The following is a 14,720-nucleotide window of genomic DNA, read 5'->3' as shown; positions in this document are numbered from 1 at the left end:
CGTGCCGCACCCTCCCCGCTCAGTACATCTCGCGCTGCAGGCCCAGCGTGGAGAGCACCTTGCTGGAGATCTCCTCGATCGACTTGTTGGTGGTGCTCAGCGTGGGCAGGCGCTCCACCTGGAACATCGCTTCTGCCGCCGCGACCTCGCGCCTGCAGGTTTCCAGCTTCGAATAGGTCGAGTTCGGGCGACGCTCCTGCCGGATCTGCTGCAGGCGCTCCGGATCGATGGTCAACGCGAACAGCTTGCGGCGATAGGGACGCAGCCGTGCAGGCAGGCGATCGGTTTCCAGGTCGCCATCCGTCAGCGGATAGTTCGCCGCCCGCACGCCGTAATGCAGTGCCAGGTAGACACAGGTGGGCGTCTTGCCCGCGCGCGACACGGCGACCAGGATCACGTCCGCCTCGTCGTAGTTCACCGCCATGCCGTCGTCGTGGGTCAGCGCGAAGTTCATCGCGTTGATGCGGCGATGGTAGGTCTCGAAATCCACCAGGCCATGCGCCTGGCCGACGCGCGACTGGCGCTGTTCGCCCAGCTCGCGCTCCAGCGGCTCGATGAAGGGCGCGAACACATCCAGCATCAACGCGCCGCTCTCCGCGATGAGTGCGCTCAGCGCCGGATCCACGCAGGAGCTCACCACGATGGGACGAGAGCCCATCCGCTCACCCGTGCGGCGGATGCGGTCGGCGGCATCCCTCGCCTTTTCCTCGTCGTCCACGAAGGACAGCCGGTCGGTCTGGAACCGCATGCCCGCGAACTGGGTCAGCAGGCTGTGGCCGATGGTCTCGGCCGTGATACCGGTGCCATCGGACACGTAGAACACCGGACGCAGTTCAGACATGGCCACTTTCCCCCTGCTTCACCATGGAAACCCCTGTTAAATCAAGCTTGTCTGCAATTGGTATGCACTGCATCATATCGCTTCTTCCCCCTAGACACGGCCCCACGCCGACGGTCCTCGGCGCGGTGTGGTCCATTTCGGAGCAATGCGCTTGAACGAGAACATCCTGTGGCTGCACGAGCTGCGCCTGGCCGACCTGGCCCGCGTCGGCGGCAAGAATTCGTCGCTGGGCGAGATGATCGGCCACCTAGCCAACCTGGGCGTTTCCGTGCCCGGCGGCTACGCGACCACGGCGGAGGCTTTCAAGGCCTTCATCGCCCACAACGATCTGTCCAAGCGCATCTTCGACAAGCTGGCCACGCTGGACGTGGAAGACGTGCCCGCCCTGACCGCGGCGGGCAAGGAAATCCGTGGCTGGGTGATCGATGCCCCGCTGCAGCCGGACCTGGATGCCGATATCCGCGCGGCCTACACGAAGCTCTGCGCCGACAACGGCGGCGGTGACGTCGCTGTCGCCGTGCGCTCCTCGGCCACCGCCGAAGACCTGCCCGATGCCAGCTTCGCCGGCCAGCAGGAAACCTTCCTCAACGTCACCGGTGCCGACGACGTCGTGCACAAGGTCAAGGAAGTCTTCGCCAGCCTCTACAACGACCGTGCCATCGCCTACCGCGTGCACCACGGTTTCAAGCACGAAGACGTATTCCTGTCCGCCGGCGTGCAACTGATGGTGCGTTCCGGCGTGGGTGCGTCTGGCGTGCTGTTCACCCTTGACACCGAATCCGGCTTCCGCGACGTGGTGTTCGTCACGTCCTCCTTCGGCCTCGGCGAGATGGTCGTGCAGGGCGCGGTGAACCCCGACGAGTTCTACGTCTACAAGCCCACCCTCAAGCAGGGCAAGCCGGCGATCCTGCGCCGCGCGCTCGGCAGCAAGCTGTTGCGGATGGTCTATTCCGACGTACCGGGCGAACGCGTGAAGATCGAAGACACGCCGGCCGACCAGCGCGGCCGTTTCTCGATCAGCGACGGCGATGTGCATGAACTGTCCAAGCAGGCGCTCGTCATCGAACAGCACTACGGCCGCCCGATGGACATCGAGTGGGCGAAGGACGGCGTGACCGGCAAGCTGTTCATCGTCCAGGCCCGTCCCGAGACCGTGAAGTCGCGCGCCAAGGCCACGCAGATCGAGCGCTATGCGCTGGAGAAGCGCGGCGAAGTCATCGCCGAGGGCCGCGCCATCGGTCAGAAGATCGGCAGTGGCGTGGCCCGCGTGGTGCGCTCGCTGGACGACATGGTCCGCGTGCAGCCCGGTGACGTCCTGGTGGCCGACATGACCGACCCCGACTGGGAGCCGGTGATGAAGCGCGCCAGCGCCATCGTCACCAATCGCGGCGGCCGCACCTGCCATGCCGCGATCATCGCGCGCGAGCTGGGCGTGCCCGCCGTCGTCGGCACCGGTAACGCGCTGGACCACATCACCGACGGCGTCGAAGTGACCGTCAGCTGCGCCGAGGGCGATACCGGCTTCATCTACGCGGGCGCCCTGCCCTTCGAACGCACCACCACCGATCTCGCCGCGATGCCGGCCGCGCCGCTCAAGATCATGATGAACGTCGCCAACCCCGAGCGCGCGTTCGACTTCGGTCAGCTGCCCAATGCCGGCATCGGCCTGGCGCGCCTGGAAATGATCATCGCCAGCCACATCGGCGTGCATCCGCTCGCGCTGCTGGAGTACGACCGCCAGGAACTGGACGTCCGCAAGAAGATCGACGCCAAGACGGCCGGCTACGCCGACCCGGTGAGCTTCTATGTGGACCGCCTGGCCGAAGGCATCGCCACCATCACCGCCTCGGTCGCGCCGAATCCGGTGATCGTGCGCCTGTCGGACTTCAAGTCGAACGAGTACGCCAACCTCATCGGCGGTAGCCGCTACGAGCCGCATGAAGAAAATCCGATGATCGGCTTCCGCGGCGCCAGCCGCTACGTCGATGCGTCGTTCGAACCCGCCTTCGCGCTGGAATGTCAGGCCGTGCGTCGCGTCCGCGACGAGATGGGCCTGGACAACCTGTGGGTGATGATCCCGTTCGTGCGCACGCTGGAAGAAGGCCGCAAGGTCATCGACGTGCTCGCGAAGCACGGCCTGCGCCAGGGCGAGAACGGACTGAAGATCATCATGATGTGCGAGGTACCGTCGAACGCGCTGCTCGCCGAGGAATTCCTCGACATCTTCGATGGCTTCTCGATCGGCTCCAACGACCTGACCCAGCTGACCCTGGGCCTGGACCGCGATTCCAGCATCGTCGCCAACCTCTTCGACGAGCGGAATCCCGCGGTCAAGAAGATGCTGTCGATGGCGATCAAGGCCGCACGCACGAAGGGCAAGTACATCGGCATCTGCGGCCAGGGTCCCAGCGATCATCCGGACCTCGCGGAATGGCTGATGGCCGAAGGCATCGAGTCGGTGTCGTTAAACCCCGACACGGTCGTCGACACCTGGCTGCGCCTGGCGAAGACCAAGGCAGGCTGACGCCGCGCCCGACCGTCTTCACGTGAAGACGGTTAACATCGCCTCATGCCACTGCACGCCCCTGATGGGGCGTGCCGTTTTTCAGGAGCCCCGATGTCCGCCCCCGCCAAGACCCCGCCCGCCCTGCCCGAGATCCCGACCGAGCCCGCCGCGCTGATGCAGGAACTGCGCGGTATCGACTGGCTGCAGTTGCTCGAGACATGGGGCCTGAAGCTGCTGGCGGCGGCGATCATCTTCCTGGTCGGCATGTGGCTGGCCAAGCGGTTGAGCCTCGGCTTGGAGCGCGTGCTGGGGCGCACCCATGCGGACGCGACGCTGGGTGGTTTCCTGCGCCGCGCGAGCTATGCCGCGATGATGGTGCTCGTCATCATCACCGCGCTCACCTCGCTGGGCGTGAATCCGACTTCGATGCTGGCGGTGCTGGGTGCCGCCGGCCTGGCCGTCGGCCTGGCGCTGAAGGATTCGCTGTCCAACATCGCCTCCGGCGTGATGCTGATCGTGCTGCGCCCGTTCCGCGATGGCGACTATGTGCAGGCCGGGGGACTGGAGGGCATCGTCGAGGAAGTGCGCATCTTCCAGACCCGCATGCGCACGCTGGACAACCGCCTGATCGTATTGCCGAACAGCCTGATCACCACGGCACCCATCATCAATTTCACCGCCAAGCCGCGACGCCGCATCGATATCCCGGTCGGCGTGGGCTACGACGATGACCTCAAGCAGGCCAAGGCGATCCTGCTGAAGCTCGCCCAGGATCATCCCCACGTACTGGACGAACCGGCACCGAGCGTCATCGTCAGCAAGCTGAGCGAGAGCAGCGTCGACCTGATCTTGCTGGCGTGGACGAAGACCAAGGATTTCGGCGAGACCAAGAGCGACCTCACCGAAGCCGTGCGCACCGAGATCATCGGCCAGGGCCTCAACATCCCCTACCCGCAGCGCGACCTGCACGTGTACCACCACAACGGCGATGGTGCGCCGTTGGGCGACATCGTCACCAAGGGTGTCGTCGACGACGGCGACGTGGCCAAGCCGGCCACGTAATCGCCTGCCGGCTCATTCGCCGGCCAGTGCCGCCATGTGCTTGCGGTAGTGGCGCAGTTCCTCGATCGAATCGCGCACGTCGCTCAGCGCCGTGTGGCTGGCCTGCTTGCGCACGCCTTCGAGCACCTGCGGCGCCCAGCGGCGCGCGAGTTCCTTGAGGGTGCTGACGTCGAGGTTGCGATAGTGGAAATACTTCTCCAGCCGCGGCATCAGCCGGTGCAAAAAGCGCCGGTCCTGGCAGATCGAGTTGCCGCACATCGGCGATGCGCCTGCGGGCAGCCACTCGTGCAGGAACGCCACCGTACGCGCTTCGGCCTCGGCGATCGTCACCTGGCTCTCGACCACGCGCTGCCACAGGCCCGACTTGCCGTGCTGGTTGCGATTCCAGTCGTCCATGGCTTCCAACACCGCGACCGGGTGGGCGATCGCGAACTCCGGCCCTTCGGCCAGCACGTTCAACTTCGAATCGGTGACCACCGTGGCGATCTCGAGGATGGAATCGCGGTCGGTATCGAGCCCGGTCATTTCAAGGTCGATCCAGATCAGGCGGTCGTTGTTCGCGTTTTGGGATGCCATGCACCTGTCCGTGATGGGGAGTGGCCGGGGAATCCCGCCACAGGAATGCGGTCTGGCCGCATCATGTCATGATAACGCAGCCTCTTCCTGCGACCGGCCCATGAATCCTTCGACCGATCACGCCGTCCTCACCGCAATGCTGGCGCCGGCCTTCTTCCTCACGGCGACCGCATCACTGCTGCTCTCCGCCAACAACCGCCTGGCCCGCATCATCGATCGAGCACGCACACTGCTGCGCGAACTGGCGGACGTGGACGACGACGCAGAACGCGGGCTGCTCGAGAAGCGCATCGGCCTGCAGCGCTTGCGCAGCCTGATAATCCTGCGCGCGGGCCAGTTGCTGTATGCCGCGATCAGCTGCTTCGTGGGTACGAGCCTGGCGGTCGCGGTGGATACGTTCACAGGACACCGCTTGGGATCGCTACCGACCTGGCTGGCCGCCCTCGGCGTGGTCGCGATGCTGGCCGCCAGCTTGTTGCTTGCGCGCGAGTCGACGCTGGCGGTCACCGCGATCAACGAAGAGATGGACCACCGCAAGGTGAAGCGAAAGACGCCTGCCTCGACGAACTAAACCAGGGGCCTTCCGCGCTTGGCGCGGAAGTAGTTGGTCAAGCGGCGCCCCGCTTCTTCGCCCAGTACGCCCCCCAAGACCTCGATGCGGTGGTTGTGGCGTGGATCGGTGATCAGGTCGAAGACACTCCCGCAAGCGCCGGTCTTGGGATCGGTCGCGCCATACACCACCCGCGACACCCGGGCGTGCACGAGCGCCATGGCGCACATGGCGCACGGCTCCAGGGTCACGTAGAGCGTGCTGTCGACCAGCCGATGGTTGCCCAGCGCCCGGCCCGCTTCGCGCATCGCCACGATCTCGGCATGCGCCGTCGGATCGTGATCTAGGATGTTGCGGTTCCAGCCTTCACCCAACACCTCGCCGTCCGCACCCACCAGCACGGCGCCGACCGGGATTTCATCGAACTCGCGCTCGGCACGGTCCGCCAGGGCGAACGCGTGCCGCATCCAGTGCTCGTCGTCGTGGCCGGCCATCACTCCCACTCGATGGTGGCCGGCGGCTTGCCTGAAATGTCGTAGACCACGCGCGAGACGCCGCGCAGCTCATTGATGATGCGGTTGGAGACGGTGCCGAGGAAGTCGTACGGCAGGTGCGCCCAATGCGCGGTCATGAAATCGATCGTCTCGACCGCGCGCAGCGCGATCACCCACTCGTACGCGCGCGCATCGCCCACCACGCCCACCGACTTGACCGGCAGGAACACGGCGAAAGCCTGCGAGGTCTTGTCGTACAGATCGGCCTTGCGCAGTTCGTCGATGAAGATCGCATCGGCCTTGGCCAGCAGTTCGGCGTACTCGGGCTTCACTTCGCCCAGGATACGCACGCCCAGGCCGGGGCCCGGGAACGGATGGCGGTAGACCATCGTGCGCGGCAGGCCGAGTTCGACGCCGAGGCGGCGCACTTCGTCCTTGAACAGCTCGCGCAGCGGTTCGACCAAGCCCAGCTTCATGTGCTCGGGCAGGCCACCGACATTGTGGTGGCTCTTGATGACATGCGCCTTGCCGGTCTTGCTGCCGGCCGACTCGATCACGTCCGGATAGATGGTGCCCTGCGCCAGCCACTTGGCGTTCTTCAGCTTGTTCGACTCTTCTTCGAAGATCTCGACGAACAGGTTGCCGATGATCTTGCGCTTGGCCTCCGGGTCGGCGACCCCTTCCAGCGCGCTGAAATAGCGGTCGGCCGCGTTGACGCGCACGACCTTGACGCCCATGTGCTCGGCGAACATCGCCATCACCTGGTCGCCTTCCTGCCAGCGCAGCAGGCCGGTATCGACGAACACGCAGGTCAGCTGATCGCCGATCGCTTTGTGCAGCAGCGCGGCCACGACCGATGAATCCACGCCGCCGGATAGGCCCAGGATCACCTCGTCCGAGCCGACCTGCTCGCGCACGCGGGCGATCTGGTCGTCGATGATGTTGGCGGCCGTCCACAGCGTCTTGCAGCCGCAGATCTCGGCGACGAAGCGGCGGAGCAGCGTCTGACCCTGCTTGGTGTGCGTCACTTCCGGATGGAACTGCACGCCGTACCAGCGCTTTTCTTCCAACGCCATCGCCGCGACCGGGATGCGGTCGGTGGTGGCGGTGATCGTCCAGCCCGGCGGCGCTTTCGCGACGTGGTCGCCATGGCTCATCCACACGTCGATGCGCGGCGCACCCTGGTGGTCGCTCAGGCCACCCAGCAACGCGTCGTGCGCGACCAGCTGCACCTCGGCGTGGCCGAACTCGCGCGCGTCGGCGGCTTCCGTCGCACCGCCCAGCTGCGCGGCCAGGGTCTGCATGCCGTAGCAGATGCCGAGGATCGGCAGGCCGCTATCGAACACCTGCTGCGGCGCCGCGGGTGCGCCGTGCTGCGTGGTCGACTCCGGCCCACCCGACAGGATGATGCCCTTGGCGCCGAACTTCGCGATTTCGTCCGGATCGTGGTCCCACGCCCAGATTTCGCAGTAGACGCCGATCTCGCGGATGCGACGGGCGATCAGCTGCGTGTACTGCGCGCCGAAATCGAGGATGAGGATCTTGTCGGTGTGGATATTCGTCATGGTGTCCTGCGGCTATAAACGAAGAAGGGAAACGCTGGCGTCTCCCTTCTCTGGCAACGATCAGCCCATCCGGTAGTTCGGTGGCTCTTTGGTGATCTGCACGTCGTGCACGTGGCTCTCGCGCTGGCCGGCGCCCGTGATGACCACGAACTTCGGCTTGCTGCGCATGTCCTCGATGGTCGCGCAGCCCACGTAGCCCATCGTGGCGCGCAGGCCGCCGACGAGCTGGTGGATGATGCCGCCGACCGAACCGCGGTACGGCACGCGACCTTCGATGCCTTCCGGCACGAGCTTGTCTGCATCGCTGGCGTCCTGGAAGTAGCGGTCCTTCGACCCCTTCTCCATCGCACCCAGGCTGCCCATGCCGCGGTAGCTCTTGTAGCTGCGGCCCTGGAACAGTTCGACTTCGCCCGGCGCCTCTTCGGTGCCCGCGAACAGGCCACCGATCATGACCGTCGACGCACCGGCGGCGATCGCCTTGCCGATGTCGCCCGAGTAGCGGATGCCGCCATCGGCGATCAGCGGAATGCGGTCCTGCAGCGCTTCGGCGACCATGTCGATCGCGGTGATCTGCGGCACGCCCACGCCGGCCACCATGCGGGTGGTGCAGATCGAACCCGGGCCCACGCCGACCTTCACCGCATCGGCGCCGGCGTCCATCAATGCGAGCGCAGCGTCGCCGGTGACGATGTTGCCGCCGATGACCTGCAGCTGCGGAAAGCGCTTCTTGACCCAGCTGACGCGATCCAGCACGCCCTGCGAATGGCCGTGCGCGGTGTCGACGATGATGACGTCCACGCCCGCGGCCACCAGCGCTTCGATGCGCTGGTCGGTATCGCCGCCCACGCCCACCGCGGCGCCGACGACCAGGCGGCTGGCGCTGTCCTTGGCGGCGTTGGGGTTGTCGGTCTTCTTCTGGATGTCCTTGACGGTGATCAGCCCGCGCAGGTCGAAGGCGTCGTTGACCACCAGCACCTTCTCGATGCGGTGCTTGTGGAGGAGCTGCAGCACTTCGCCGTCGCTGGCGCCTTCGCGCACGGTGATCAGGCGATCCTTCTTGGTCATGATGTGGCGGACCGGATCATCGAGCTTCGTTTCGAAGCGCATGTCGCGGCTGGTGACGATGCCGACCAGCTGGCCGCCGTCCACCACCGGCACGCCGGAGATGTTGCGGGCGCGGGTGAGCTTGAGCACTTCGGCGATGGTCGTTTCGGGCCCGACCGTGAAGGGCTCCTTGATGACGCCGGCTTCGAATTTCTTGACCTTGGCCACTTCGGCGGCCTGCTGCTCGACGGTCAGGTTCTTGTGCAGGATGCCGATGCCGCCCAACTGGGCCATGGCGATGGCCAGGCGGGCCTCGGTGACCGTATCCATGGCGGCCGAGACGATCGGCAGCTTCAGCCGCAGGTCGCGCGTCAGGCGCGTCTCCAGGCTGACATCCTTGGGCAGGACGGTGGAATGGGCGGGGACGAGGGAGACGTCGTCGTACGTCAGTGCTTCAGCCTGGATGCGCAGCATCGGCGGGCCCGGATAGTTGGGGAAGCGCGATATTGTACCGCACAACGGCGCCCGATGGCCTGCGTCGGACGGTCGCGGATGGAACGGCCCGGTACCGTGGCCGCAACGCTGGAAGCGCCTCAGGCGCCCGCTTCGGCCGCTTCGAGGGTGTTCTGCATCAGCGTGGCCACCGTCATGGGCCCCACGCCGCCCGGGACCGGGGTAATCCAACTGGCCCGCTGTGCGGCCGCGTCGAAGCCGACATCGCCGACCAGGCGTCCGTCCTCCAACCGGTTGATGCCGACATCGATCACCACGGCGCCCGGCTTGACCCATTCGCCCGGGATCAGGCCCGGCTTGCCCGCCGCCACCACCAGGATGTCGGCGTCCCCCACCCGGGCCTGCAGCACCTCGCGGGGGGTGAACTTGTGGCAGCTGGTCACGGTGCAGCCGGCGATCAGCAGTTCCAGCGCCATCGGGCGGCCCACATGGTTGCTGACACCCACGATGGTGGCGTTGCGGCCGCGGACAGGCTGGTCGGTGTAGCCGAGCAAGGTGGTGATGCCACGTGGCGTGCACGGGCGCAGACCGAACTGGCGCAGCGCCAGATGGCCGACATTGGCCGGATGGAACCCGTCCACGTCCTTGCGCGGGTCGATGCGCTCGATCAGGCGGGTGGCGTCTGGAATGCCGGGAAGCGGCAGCTGGATGAGGATGCCGTGGATCTTGGTGTCGGCATTCAACTGGTCGATCAGGGCCAGCAATTGCGCCTCTGACGTGCCGGCCGGCAGGTCGTAGTCGAACGCCTCGATGCCGACCTTCTCGGCCGCGCGGCGCTTGTTGCGCACGTACACGGTCGAGGCCGGGTCGCCGCCCACCAGCACCACGGCCAGGCCAGGCCGCGTCAAGCCGCCCGCGACGCGCGCGTCCACCCGGACCTTGAGTTCGTCCAGCAGGTTCTCGGCGATGCGGCGGCCGTCCAGGATTCGGGCAGTCATGGGAACGTGGGGTGTAGAGTCGGCGCGTATTGTCCCCGATTCCGGCATGGGTGTCTGTGGAAACCGCGCGATGCGCGCATCGGACGCCGTTTCGAACACCGGTTTCGCGACCGACATCGCGCCCACCTGCCCGTCCTGGATCAACCACCGATGACCGATACCACCGCCCTGGAAGCCGCCGCCTTCCGTCGCCTCCTCCAGCACCTCAACGAGGCGCGCACCGATGTACAGAACATCGACCTGATGATCCTCGCGGGTTTCTGCCGCAATTGCCTCGCGGACTGGTACCGCGAGGCCGCCGACGCCGCAGGCGTGGCGATGGACAAGGAGCAGGCCCGCGAACACGTCTACGGCATGCCCTTCAGCGACTGGAAGGCGCGCCACCAGCGCGAGGCGACACCCGAGCAACTGGCCGCGTTCAAGGCCGCGCAGGAGCGGCATGGGTAGGCCACCGCGGATGCTGGCCTGGGCCGCGGCCGCACTCCTCGCCACCTACCTCGCGCTGTGCGCTTTGCTCTACCTGCAGCAGCGGCGACTGATCTATTACCCGCAGTTCACCCGGGTGGACGCGGCGCAGACGGATTTCGCCCTGCCACGGCCCGGAGCCGTGCTGCGGGGCTGGGTCGCGAATCCCGGTCAACGCGACGCCGTGCTGTACTTCGGCGGCAACGCGGAATCCGTCGACGCCAACCGCGAGGCATTCACCCGTGCGTTGCCCGCGCACACGGTCTACCTGGTGGCGTATCGCGGCTATGGCGCCAGCGACGGTGAACCAACGGAAGCCCGCTTGCTCGCCGACGCACTCGCCCTGCACGATGAGGTCGCCAGACGCCATCCCGCCGGTGAGGTCGATGTAATCGGACGGAGCCTCGGCAGCGGCGTGGCCAGCTACGTTGCGTCCGAACGCGAGGTGCCGGCGCTGGTACTCGTGACGCCGTTCGACAGCCTGGCTGCCGTCGCACAGGCGCACTACCCGATGTTTCCCGTAAGGTGGCTGCTCAAGGACCGCTACGACTCGCACGCGCGCCTTCCCCATCATCAGGGAAGGCTGCTGGTCCTACGGGCAGGCCGCGACGTGGTCGTACCACCTCCGCATACCGACCGGCTGCTCGGTGCCTTTCCGGGGCGCGCTGACGTGGTCGATTTCCCCACCGCCGGCCATGACGATCTGTCGCTGGATCCAGCCTACGAGGCGGCGCTCACGGCCTTCCTGGAACCCCGCACCCACTGAGCGGGCCGGCTATTCCTCTTCTTCCTCGCCGATGATCTCGGCGGCTTCCTCGTTGAGCGCCTTCGCTTCGCGCTTGGGCTTGGTGAACGGCGTCGGCGTCGGTTTGGTGTGCTTCGCGTTGCCATACAGCGCCGGGATGCCGGACCGCAGGTCGCCACCGGCGATCTCGAGTTCCAGGCGTTCGGCATCGCGCCGACGGATTTCCAGCGCGATGGTATCGGCATCCTCGCGCGAGATGCCCACGCTCACCAGCGCCGCCTTGCCGAACTCCACCGCGGACTCGAACGTCTCGCGGATCTGGTAGTCGACGCCTGCGCCGATCAGCGCCAGCGAATGCTCGCGGTCGAACGAGCGCACCAGCACCTGGGCCTGCGGGAACTCGTGCTTGACCAGTTCCACGATGCGGCTCGCCGCATCCTTGTCGTCGATGCAGATCGCGATCGACTGCGCCGTCTGCGCACCGCAGGCGCGCAGCACGTCGAGCCGTGTGCCGTCGCCATAGTAGATCTTGAAGCCGAACTCCTCGGCGCTGCGGATCATCTCGATGTCGGTATCGATGATGGTCACATCCACGTCGCGTGCCAGCAGCGACTGGCTCATCACCTGGCCGAAGCGCCCGAAGCCGATGATCAGCACGCTGCCGGAGAGGCCCTTGGCTTCCTCGATGCCCTCCATCGACGGGGCATCGGGGTGGGTGAAGCGGCGCAGCAGCAGTACGAACAACGGCGTCAGCGCCATCGACAGCACCACGATGGCGGTCAGGTTGGCATTGACGGTCGCATCGATGATCCCGGCCGCGGCCGCAGCGGCGAACAGCACGAAGGCGAACTCGCCGCCCTGCGCCATCAACACCGCGCGATCCAGCGCTTCGGCATGCGGACTGCGCGTCACCCGCGCGACGACGTAGATGCAGGCGGCCTTGACCACCATCATCGCCAGCACCGCGCTGACGATCAGCGGCCAGTTGTTCGCCACCACGCCCAGGTCGAGCGCCATGCCCACGCCGAGGAAGAACAGGCCGAGCAGGATGCCGCGGAACGGCTCGATGTCGGCTTCGATCTGGTGACGGAAGGTCGATTCCGACAGCAGCACGCCCGCCAGGAACGCGCCCATCGCCATCGACAGACCACCCAACTGCATCAACAGCGCAGCGCCCAGCACGACCAGCAACGCCGCCGCCGTCATCACTTCGCGCGCCTTGGCCGCTGCCAGCACGCGGAACAAGGGATTGAGCAACCAGATGCCCGCGGCGATCAAGCCGGCCAGCGACGCCACGCCGATGCCGATCGCCAGCCAGCGCGAGCCTTCCTCCGGCTGCACGACCTGTGGGGACATGAAGGCCACCAACACCAGCAACGGCACGATCAGCAGGTCTTCGAACAACAGGATCGAGACCACCTTCTGCCCGTGCGGCAGCGCGACATCGCCCCGCTCGGCCAGCAGCTGCATCACCACCGCCGTGGACGTCAGCACGAACCCCATGCCGCCGATGAAGGAGACAGCCAGCGGATAGCCGAATGCGAGGCCCACGCCTGTCAGCAGCACCGTGCACACCGTGATCTGCAGCGCTCCCAAGCCGAAGATCTGCTTGCGCAGGCTCCACAGGTGGCTGGGCCGCATTTCCAGGCCGATGACGAACAGGAACATCACCACGCCCAATTCGGCGACGTGCAGGATGGATTGCGGATCGTTGAACCATTTCAGGCCGAACGGACCGATCGCGAGGCCGGCAGCCAGATAGCCCAGCACCGAGCCCAATCCCAGGCGCCGGAAAATCGGCACCGTCACCACCGCCGCACCCAGCAGGGCGACGACACTCACCAGTTGGCTGGCACCCGATTCTGCACTCATGCCGCGAGTCTACCGGATGTCGCCCGGCGCGAATGTCTCAGCCGTGCTGCATCGACGAGGCGCGATCTCCGCTGCGACGGTAGTACGCACCCCACACCGTGACCAGCACCAGCACGGCGGTGGTCGATGCCCCCGCCGCCAACAGAGTGAGCCGCGACAACAACGGCCACGCAGCGATCAGCGCGGCCATGCCCAACAGGTGCGATAACGGGAAGCGGCCATAGACGACGCGCTTGAACAGCGCGTTGCCGAACAGATAGACCAGCGGCCCGCCCAACAGTACGGCAGCGTACTTCGGCGACACCGGATCCAGCGGATGCGCCACCACCAGATCGTCTGCCACCGCACTGACGATGACGCCGGCGATCAACAACACATGGACGTAGTGAAAGTACGCACCGAGGCGCCCCGGATCGTCCGAGTGCTCGATCACGTGGGCGGCGTCGCCACTGGAGGTGTCGAAGTACATCCACCACATCGCCACGCAGCCGACGAAGGAGACGCCGAATGCAACCCACACGGCGAGCCCGGGATGGTGCGCATGCGCGAACGAAGCACCGGTGGCCAGCACCGATTCACCCAGCGCGATGATGACGAACAACTGGCAGCGCTCGGCCAGGTGGCCGCCATCGATGGTCCAGTCCGAGGTCCGGGACCGTCCCAGCCCAGGCACGGGAAACCCCGCCATCGGCGATGCGTATTCGCAAGCGACCGCCAGCAGCCACAGTGCCAGGCGCGTGGAGCCTTCGCTGAGTCCCCCGGCGATCCAGAAGGCGGACGAGACCAGCACCCAGCACAGGATCCGCAGGAAATTGGGCGTCAACGCATGGCCGCGACCGAGACTGGCCAGCACGAACAGCGTGCGCCCGACCTGGATGGCGATGAAGCTGATCACGAACAACAGCCCGCGCTCGCCGAACGCCTCGGGAATGGCAGCCGATACCAGCAACGCCAAGCCCATCAACACCATCAGCATGGTGCGGATGACGAGATGCTCGGGATTGAACCAGTTGCTCACCCAGGCGGTGTATTGCCAACCCAGCCAGACCGCGAACCACAGTGTCGCGGTCTGCAGCACGCCCAATGGCGTCAAGTGCTCGAGCAGATGATGGGACAGCTGGGTGACGGCGAAGACGTAGACCAGATCGAAGAACAACTCGATGTTGGCGACTTTCGCCGGCTGACCTGGCGTGCGCAGCAAGGGGTGGATGCGTGCGTTCAAGGAGATTGTTCCGTGTTCGAACAGCGCGTCAGCGCACCCGGGCCTTGTACGCCAGCCACCATCCGGCCGCCACCGGTATCGCGAAGATCAGAAGCTGGATCGGCAACTCCTCCTGCAGCGAGTAGCCATGGGACATGCCGGTGCGCAGGTTCCACAGCACCGCGGCCAGCCATCCGACGGTAAACAGCGCCGCCACGAGGCGGCGCCTCGCAGCGCCCGCCGACCACATGGCGATCCCCACGACTACCAGCCCGACAACAATGAAGATCAGGGTCCGCATGGTGGTTGCTCCAAAGGGTTGGGCACGTTAGCCCACGGTAGCGCAAA

14 protein-coding genes are annotated in these 14,720 nt (G+C 66.2%); 5 read left to right on the top strand and 9 right to left on the bottom strand.

Going from position 1 to position 14,720, the window contains the following annotated elements:
- Nucleotides 1–19: 19 nt before the first annotated feature.
- Nucleotides 20–841 (bottom strand): posphoenolpyruvate synthetase regulatory kinase/phosphorylase PpsR, encoded by an 822-nt coding sequence (gene ppsR / locus ACSION_RS10385; protein WP_435305904.1) that lies wholly within the window; start codon nucleotides 839–841, stop codon nucleotides 20–22.
- 151 nt (nucleotides 842–992) lie between these two features.
- Between ppsR and ppsA the strand changes: the two genes are divergently transcribed.
- Nucleotides 993–3,365 carry a phosphoenolpyruvate synthase gene (ppsA, locus tag ACSION_RS10380; RefSeq protein ID WP_435305903.1) on the top strand — a complete coding sequence of 791 codons (2,373 nt, stop codon included), beginning with the start codon at nucleotides 993–995 and terminating at the stop codon, nucleotides 3,363–3,365.
- Between the two features lie 93 nt (nucleotides 3,366–3,458).
- Complete coding sequence (locus ACSION_RS10375) at nucleotides 3,459–4,409, top strand: mechanosensitive ion channel family protein (protein WP_435305902.1); 951 nt, start codon at nucleotides 3,459–3,461, stop codon at nucleotides 4,407–4,409.
- 12 nt (nucleotides 4,410–4,421) lie between these two features.
- Here ACSION_RS10375 and orn read toward each other — a convergent pair whose 3' ends face one another.
- Nucleotides 4,422–4,985, bottom strand: coding sequence for an oligoribonuclease (orn, locus tag ACSION_RS10370; RefSeq protein WP_093485908.1), 564 nt, complete (start codon nucleotides 4,983–4,985; stop codon nucleotides 4,422–4,424).
- Nucleotides 4,986–5,085: 100 nt separating this feature from the next.
- Here orn and ACSION_RS10365 point away from each other — a divergent pair, with 100 nt between their 5' ends.
- Nucleotides 5,086–5,556 (top strand): DUF2721 domain-containing protein, encoded by a 471-nt coding sequence (locus ACSION_RS10365; protein WP_093485906.1) that lies wholly within the window; start codon nucleotides 5,086–5,088, stop codon nucleotides 5,554–5,556.
- Here ACSION_RS10365 and tadA read toward each other — a convergent pair.
- The 4 genes from tadA to folD all read right to left on the bottom strand — a co-directional run bounded on the left by tadA (nucleotide 5,553) and on the right by folD (nucleotide 10,089).
- The gene (tadA, locus tag ACSION_RS10360) at nucleotides 5,553–6,029 is read right to left on the bottom strand and encodes a tRNA adenosine(34) deaminase TadA (protein ID WP_435305901.1); all 477 of its coding nucleotides are present in this window, start codon (nucleotides 6,027–6,029) and stop codon (nucleotides 5,553–5,555) included. The genes ACSION_RS10365 and tadA overlap by 4 nt on opposite strands.
- Entirely contained in the window at nucleotides 6,029–7,594 is a 1,566-nt protein-coding gene (gene guaA / locus ACSION_RS10355; RefSeq protein ID WP_299346985.1) for a glutamine-hydrolyzing GMP synthase, read from the bottom strand. The genes tadA and guaA overlap by 1 nt, the downstream gene beginning before the upstream one ends.
- 60 nt (nucleotides 7,595–7,654) lie before the next feature.
- Nucleotides 7,655–9,112 carry an IMP dehydrogenase gene (guaB, locus tag ACSION_RS10350; RefSeq protein WP_056878680.1) on the bottom strand — a complete coding sequence of 486 codons (1,458 nt, stop codon included), beginning with the start codon at nucleotides 9,110–9,112 and terminating at the stop codon, nucleotides 7,655–7,657.
- Nucleotides 9,113–9,231: 119 nt separating this feature from the next.
- A complete protein-coding gene (gene folD, locus ACSION_RS10345) occupies nucleotides 9,232–10,089 on the bottom strand; it encodes a bifunctional methylenetetrahydrofolate dehydrogenase/methenyltetrahydrofolate cyclohydrolase FolD (RefSeq protein WP_435305900.1) in 858 nt (285 codons plus the stop codon).
- Nucleotides 10,090–10,239: 150 nt separating this feature from the next.
- Here folD and ACSION_RS10340 point away from each other — a divergent pair, with 150 nt between their 5' ends.
- On the top strand, nucleotides 10,240–10,536 hold the full coding sequence (locus ACSION_RS10340; RefSeq protein WP_435305899.1) for a DUF1244 domain-containing protein: 297 nt from the start codon (nucleotides 10,240–10,242) through the stop codon (nucleotides 10,534–10,536).
- Nucleotides 10,529–11,320 (top strand): alpha/beta hydrolase, encoded by a 792-nt coding sequence (locus ACSION_RS10335; protein ID WP_435305898.1) that lies wholly within the window; start codon nucleotides 10,529–10,531, stop codon nucleotides 11,318–11,320. The genes ACSION_RS10340 and ACSION_RS10335 overlap by 8 nt, the downstream gene beginning before the upstream one ends.
- A 9-nt stretch (nucleotides 11,321–11,329) precedes the next feature.
- Here ACSION_RS10335 and ACSION_RS10330 read toward each other — a convergent pair whose 3' ends face one another.
- Genes ACSION_RS10330 through ACSION_RS10320 form a run of 3 tightly spaced genes read right to left on the bottom strand, consistent with a single transcriptional unit; the run spans nucleotide 11,330 to nucleotide 14,673 of the window.
- Nucleotides 11,330–13,171 (bottom strand): monovalent cation:proton antiporter-2 (CPA2) family protein, encoded by a 1,842-nt coding sequence (locus ACSION_RS10330; protein ID WP_435305897.1) that lies wholly within the window; start codon nucleotides 13,169–13,171, stop codon nucleotides 11,330–11,332.
- 37 nt (nucleotides 13,172–13,208) lie between these two features.
- Nucleotides 13,209–14,399 (bottom strand): low temperature requirement protein A, encoded by a 1,191-nt coding sequence (locus tag ACSION_RS10325; protein WP_435306697.1) that lies wholly within the window; start codon nucleotides 14,397–14,399, stop codon nucleotides 13,209–13,211.
- A 22-nt stretch (nucleotides 14,400–14,421) separates the two neighbouring features.
- On the bottom strand, nucleotides 14,422–14,673 hold the full coding sequence (locus tag ACSION_RS10320) for a hypothetical protein (RefSeq protein ID WP_435305896.1): 252 nt from the start codon (nucleotides 14,671–14,673) through the stop codon (nucleotides 14,422–14,424).
- Nucleotides 14,674–14,720 lie beyond the last annotated feature (47 nt).

This window comes from Pseudoxanthomonas sp. LjRoot125, from assembly GCF_964252705.1.
Lineage (GTDB): Bacteria > Pseudomonadota > Gammaproteobacteria > Xanthomonadales > Xanthomonadaceae > Pseudoxanthomonas_A.
The sequence above is the reverse complement of the archived record's forward strand: the minus strand, read 5'-3'. Positions and strand labels throughout refer to the sequence as shown.

What these genes read in the sequence shown, in the direction of transcription:
- ppsR (WP_435305904.1), bottom strand. Translation starts at nt 841, where the DNA reads ATGTCTGAACTGCGTCCGGTGTTCTACGTGTCCGATGGCACCGGTATC.
- ACSION_RS10375 (WP_435305902.1), top strand. Translation starts at nt 3,459, where the DNA reads ATGTCCGCCCCCGCCAAGACCCCGCCCGCCCTGCCCGAGATCCCGACC.
- orn (WP_093485908.1), bottom strand. Translation starts at nt 4,985, where the DNA reads ATGGCATCCCAAAACGCGAACAACGACCGCCTGATCTGGATCGACCTT.
- ACSION_RS10365 (WP_093485906.1), top strand. Translation starts at nt 5,086, where the DNA reads ATGAATCCTTCGACCGATCACGCCGTCCTCACCGCAATGCTGGCGCCG.
- tadA (WP_435305901.1), bottom strand. Translation starts at nt 6,029, where the DNA reads ATGGCCGGCCACGACGACGAGCACTGGATGCGGCACGCGTTCGCCCTG.
- guaA (WP_299346985.1), bottom strand. Translation starts at nt 7,594, where the DNA reads ATGACGAATATCCACACCGACAAGATCCTCATCCTCGATTTCGGCGCG.
- guaB (WP_056878680.1), bottom strand. Translation starts at nt 9,112, where the DNA reads ATGCTGCGCATCCAGGCTGAAGCACTGACGTACGACGACGTCTCCCTC.
- folD (WP_435305900.1), bottom strand. Translation starts at nt 10,089, where the DNA reads ATGACTGCCCGAATCCTGGACGGCCGCCGCATCGCCGAGAACCTGCTG.
- ACSION_RS10340 (WP_435305899.1), top strand. Translation starts at nt 10,240, where the DNA reads ATGACCGATACCACCGCCCTGGAAGCCGCCGCCTTCCGTCGCCTCCTC.
- ACSION_RS10335 (WP_435305898.1), top strand. Translation starts at nt 10,529, where the DNA reads ATGGGTAGGCCACCGCGGATGCTGGCCTGGGCCGCGGCCGCACTCCTC.
- ACSION_RS10330 (WP_435305897.1), bottom strand. Translation starts at nt 13,171, where the DNA reads ATGAGTGCAGAATCGGGTGCCAGCCAACTGGTGAGTGTCGTCGCCCTG.
- ACSION_RS10320 (WP_435305896.1), bottom strand. Translation starts at nt 14,673, where the DNA reads ATGCGGACCCTGATCTTCATTGTTGTCGGGCTGGTAGTCGTGGGGATC.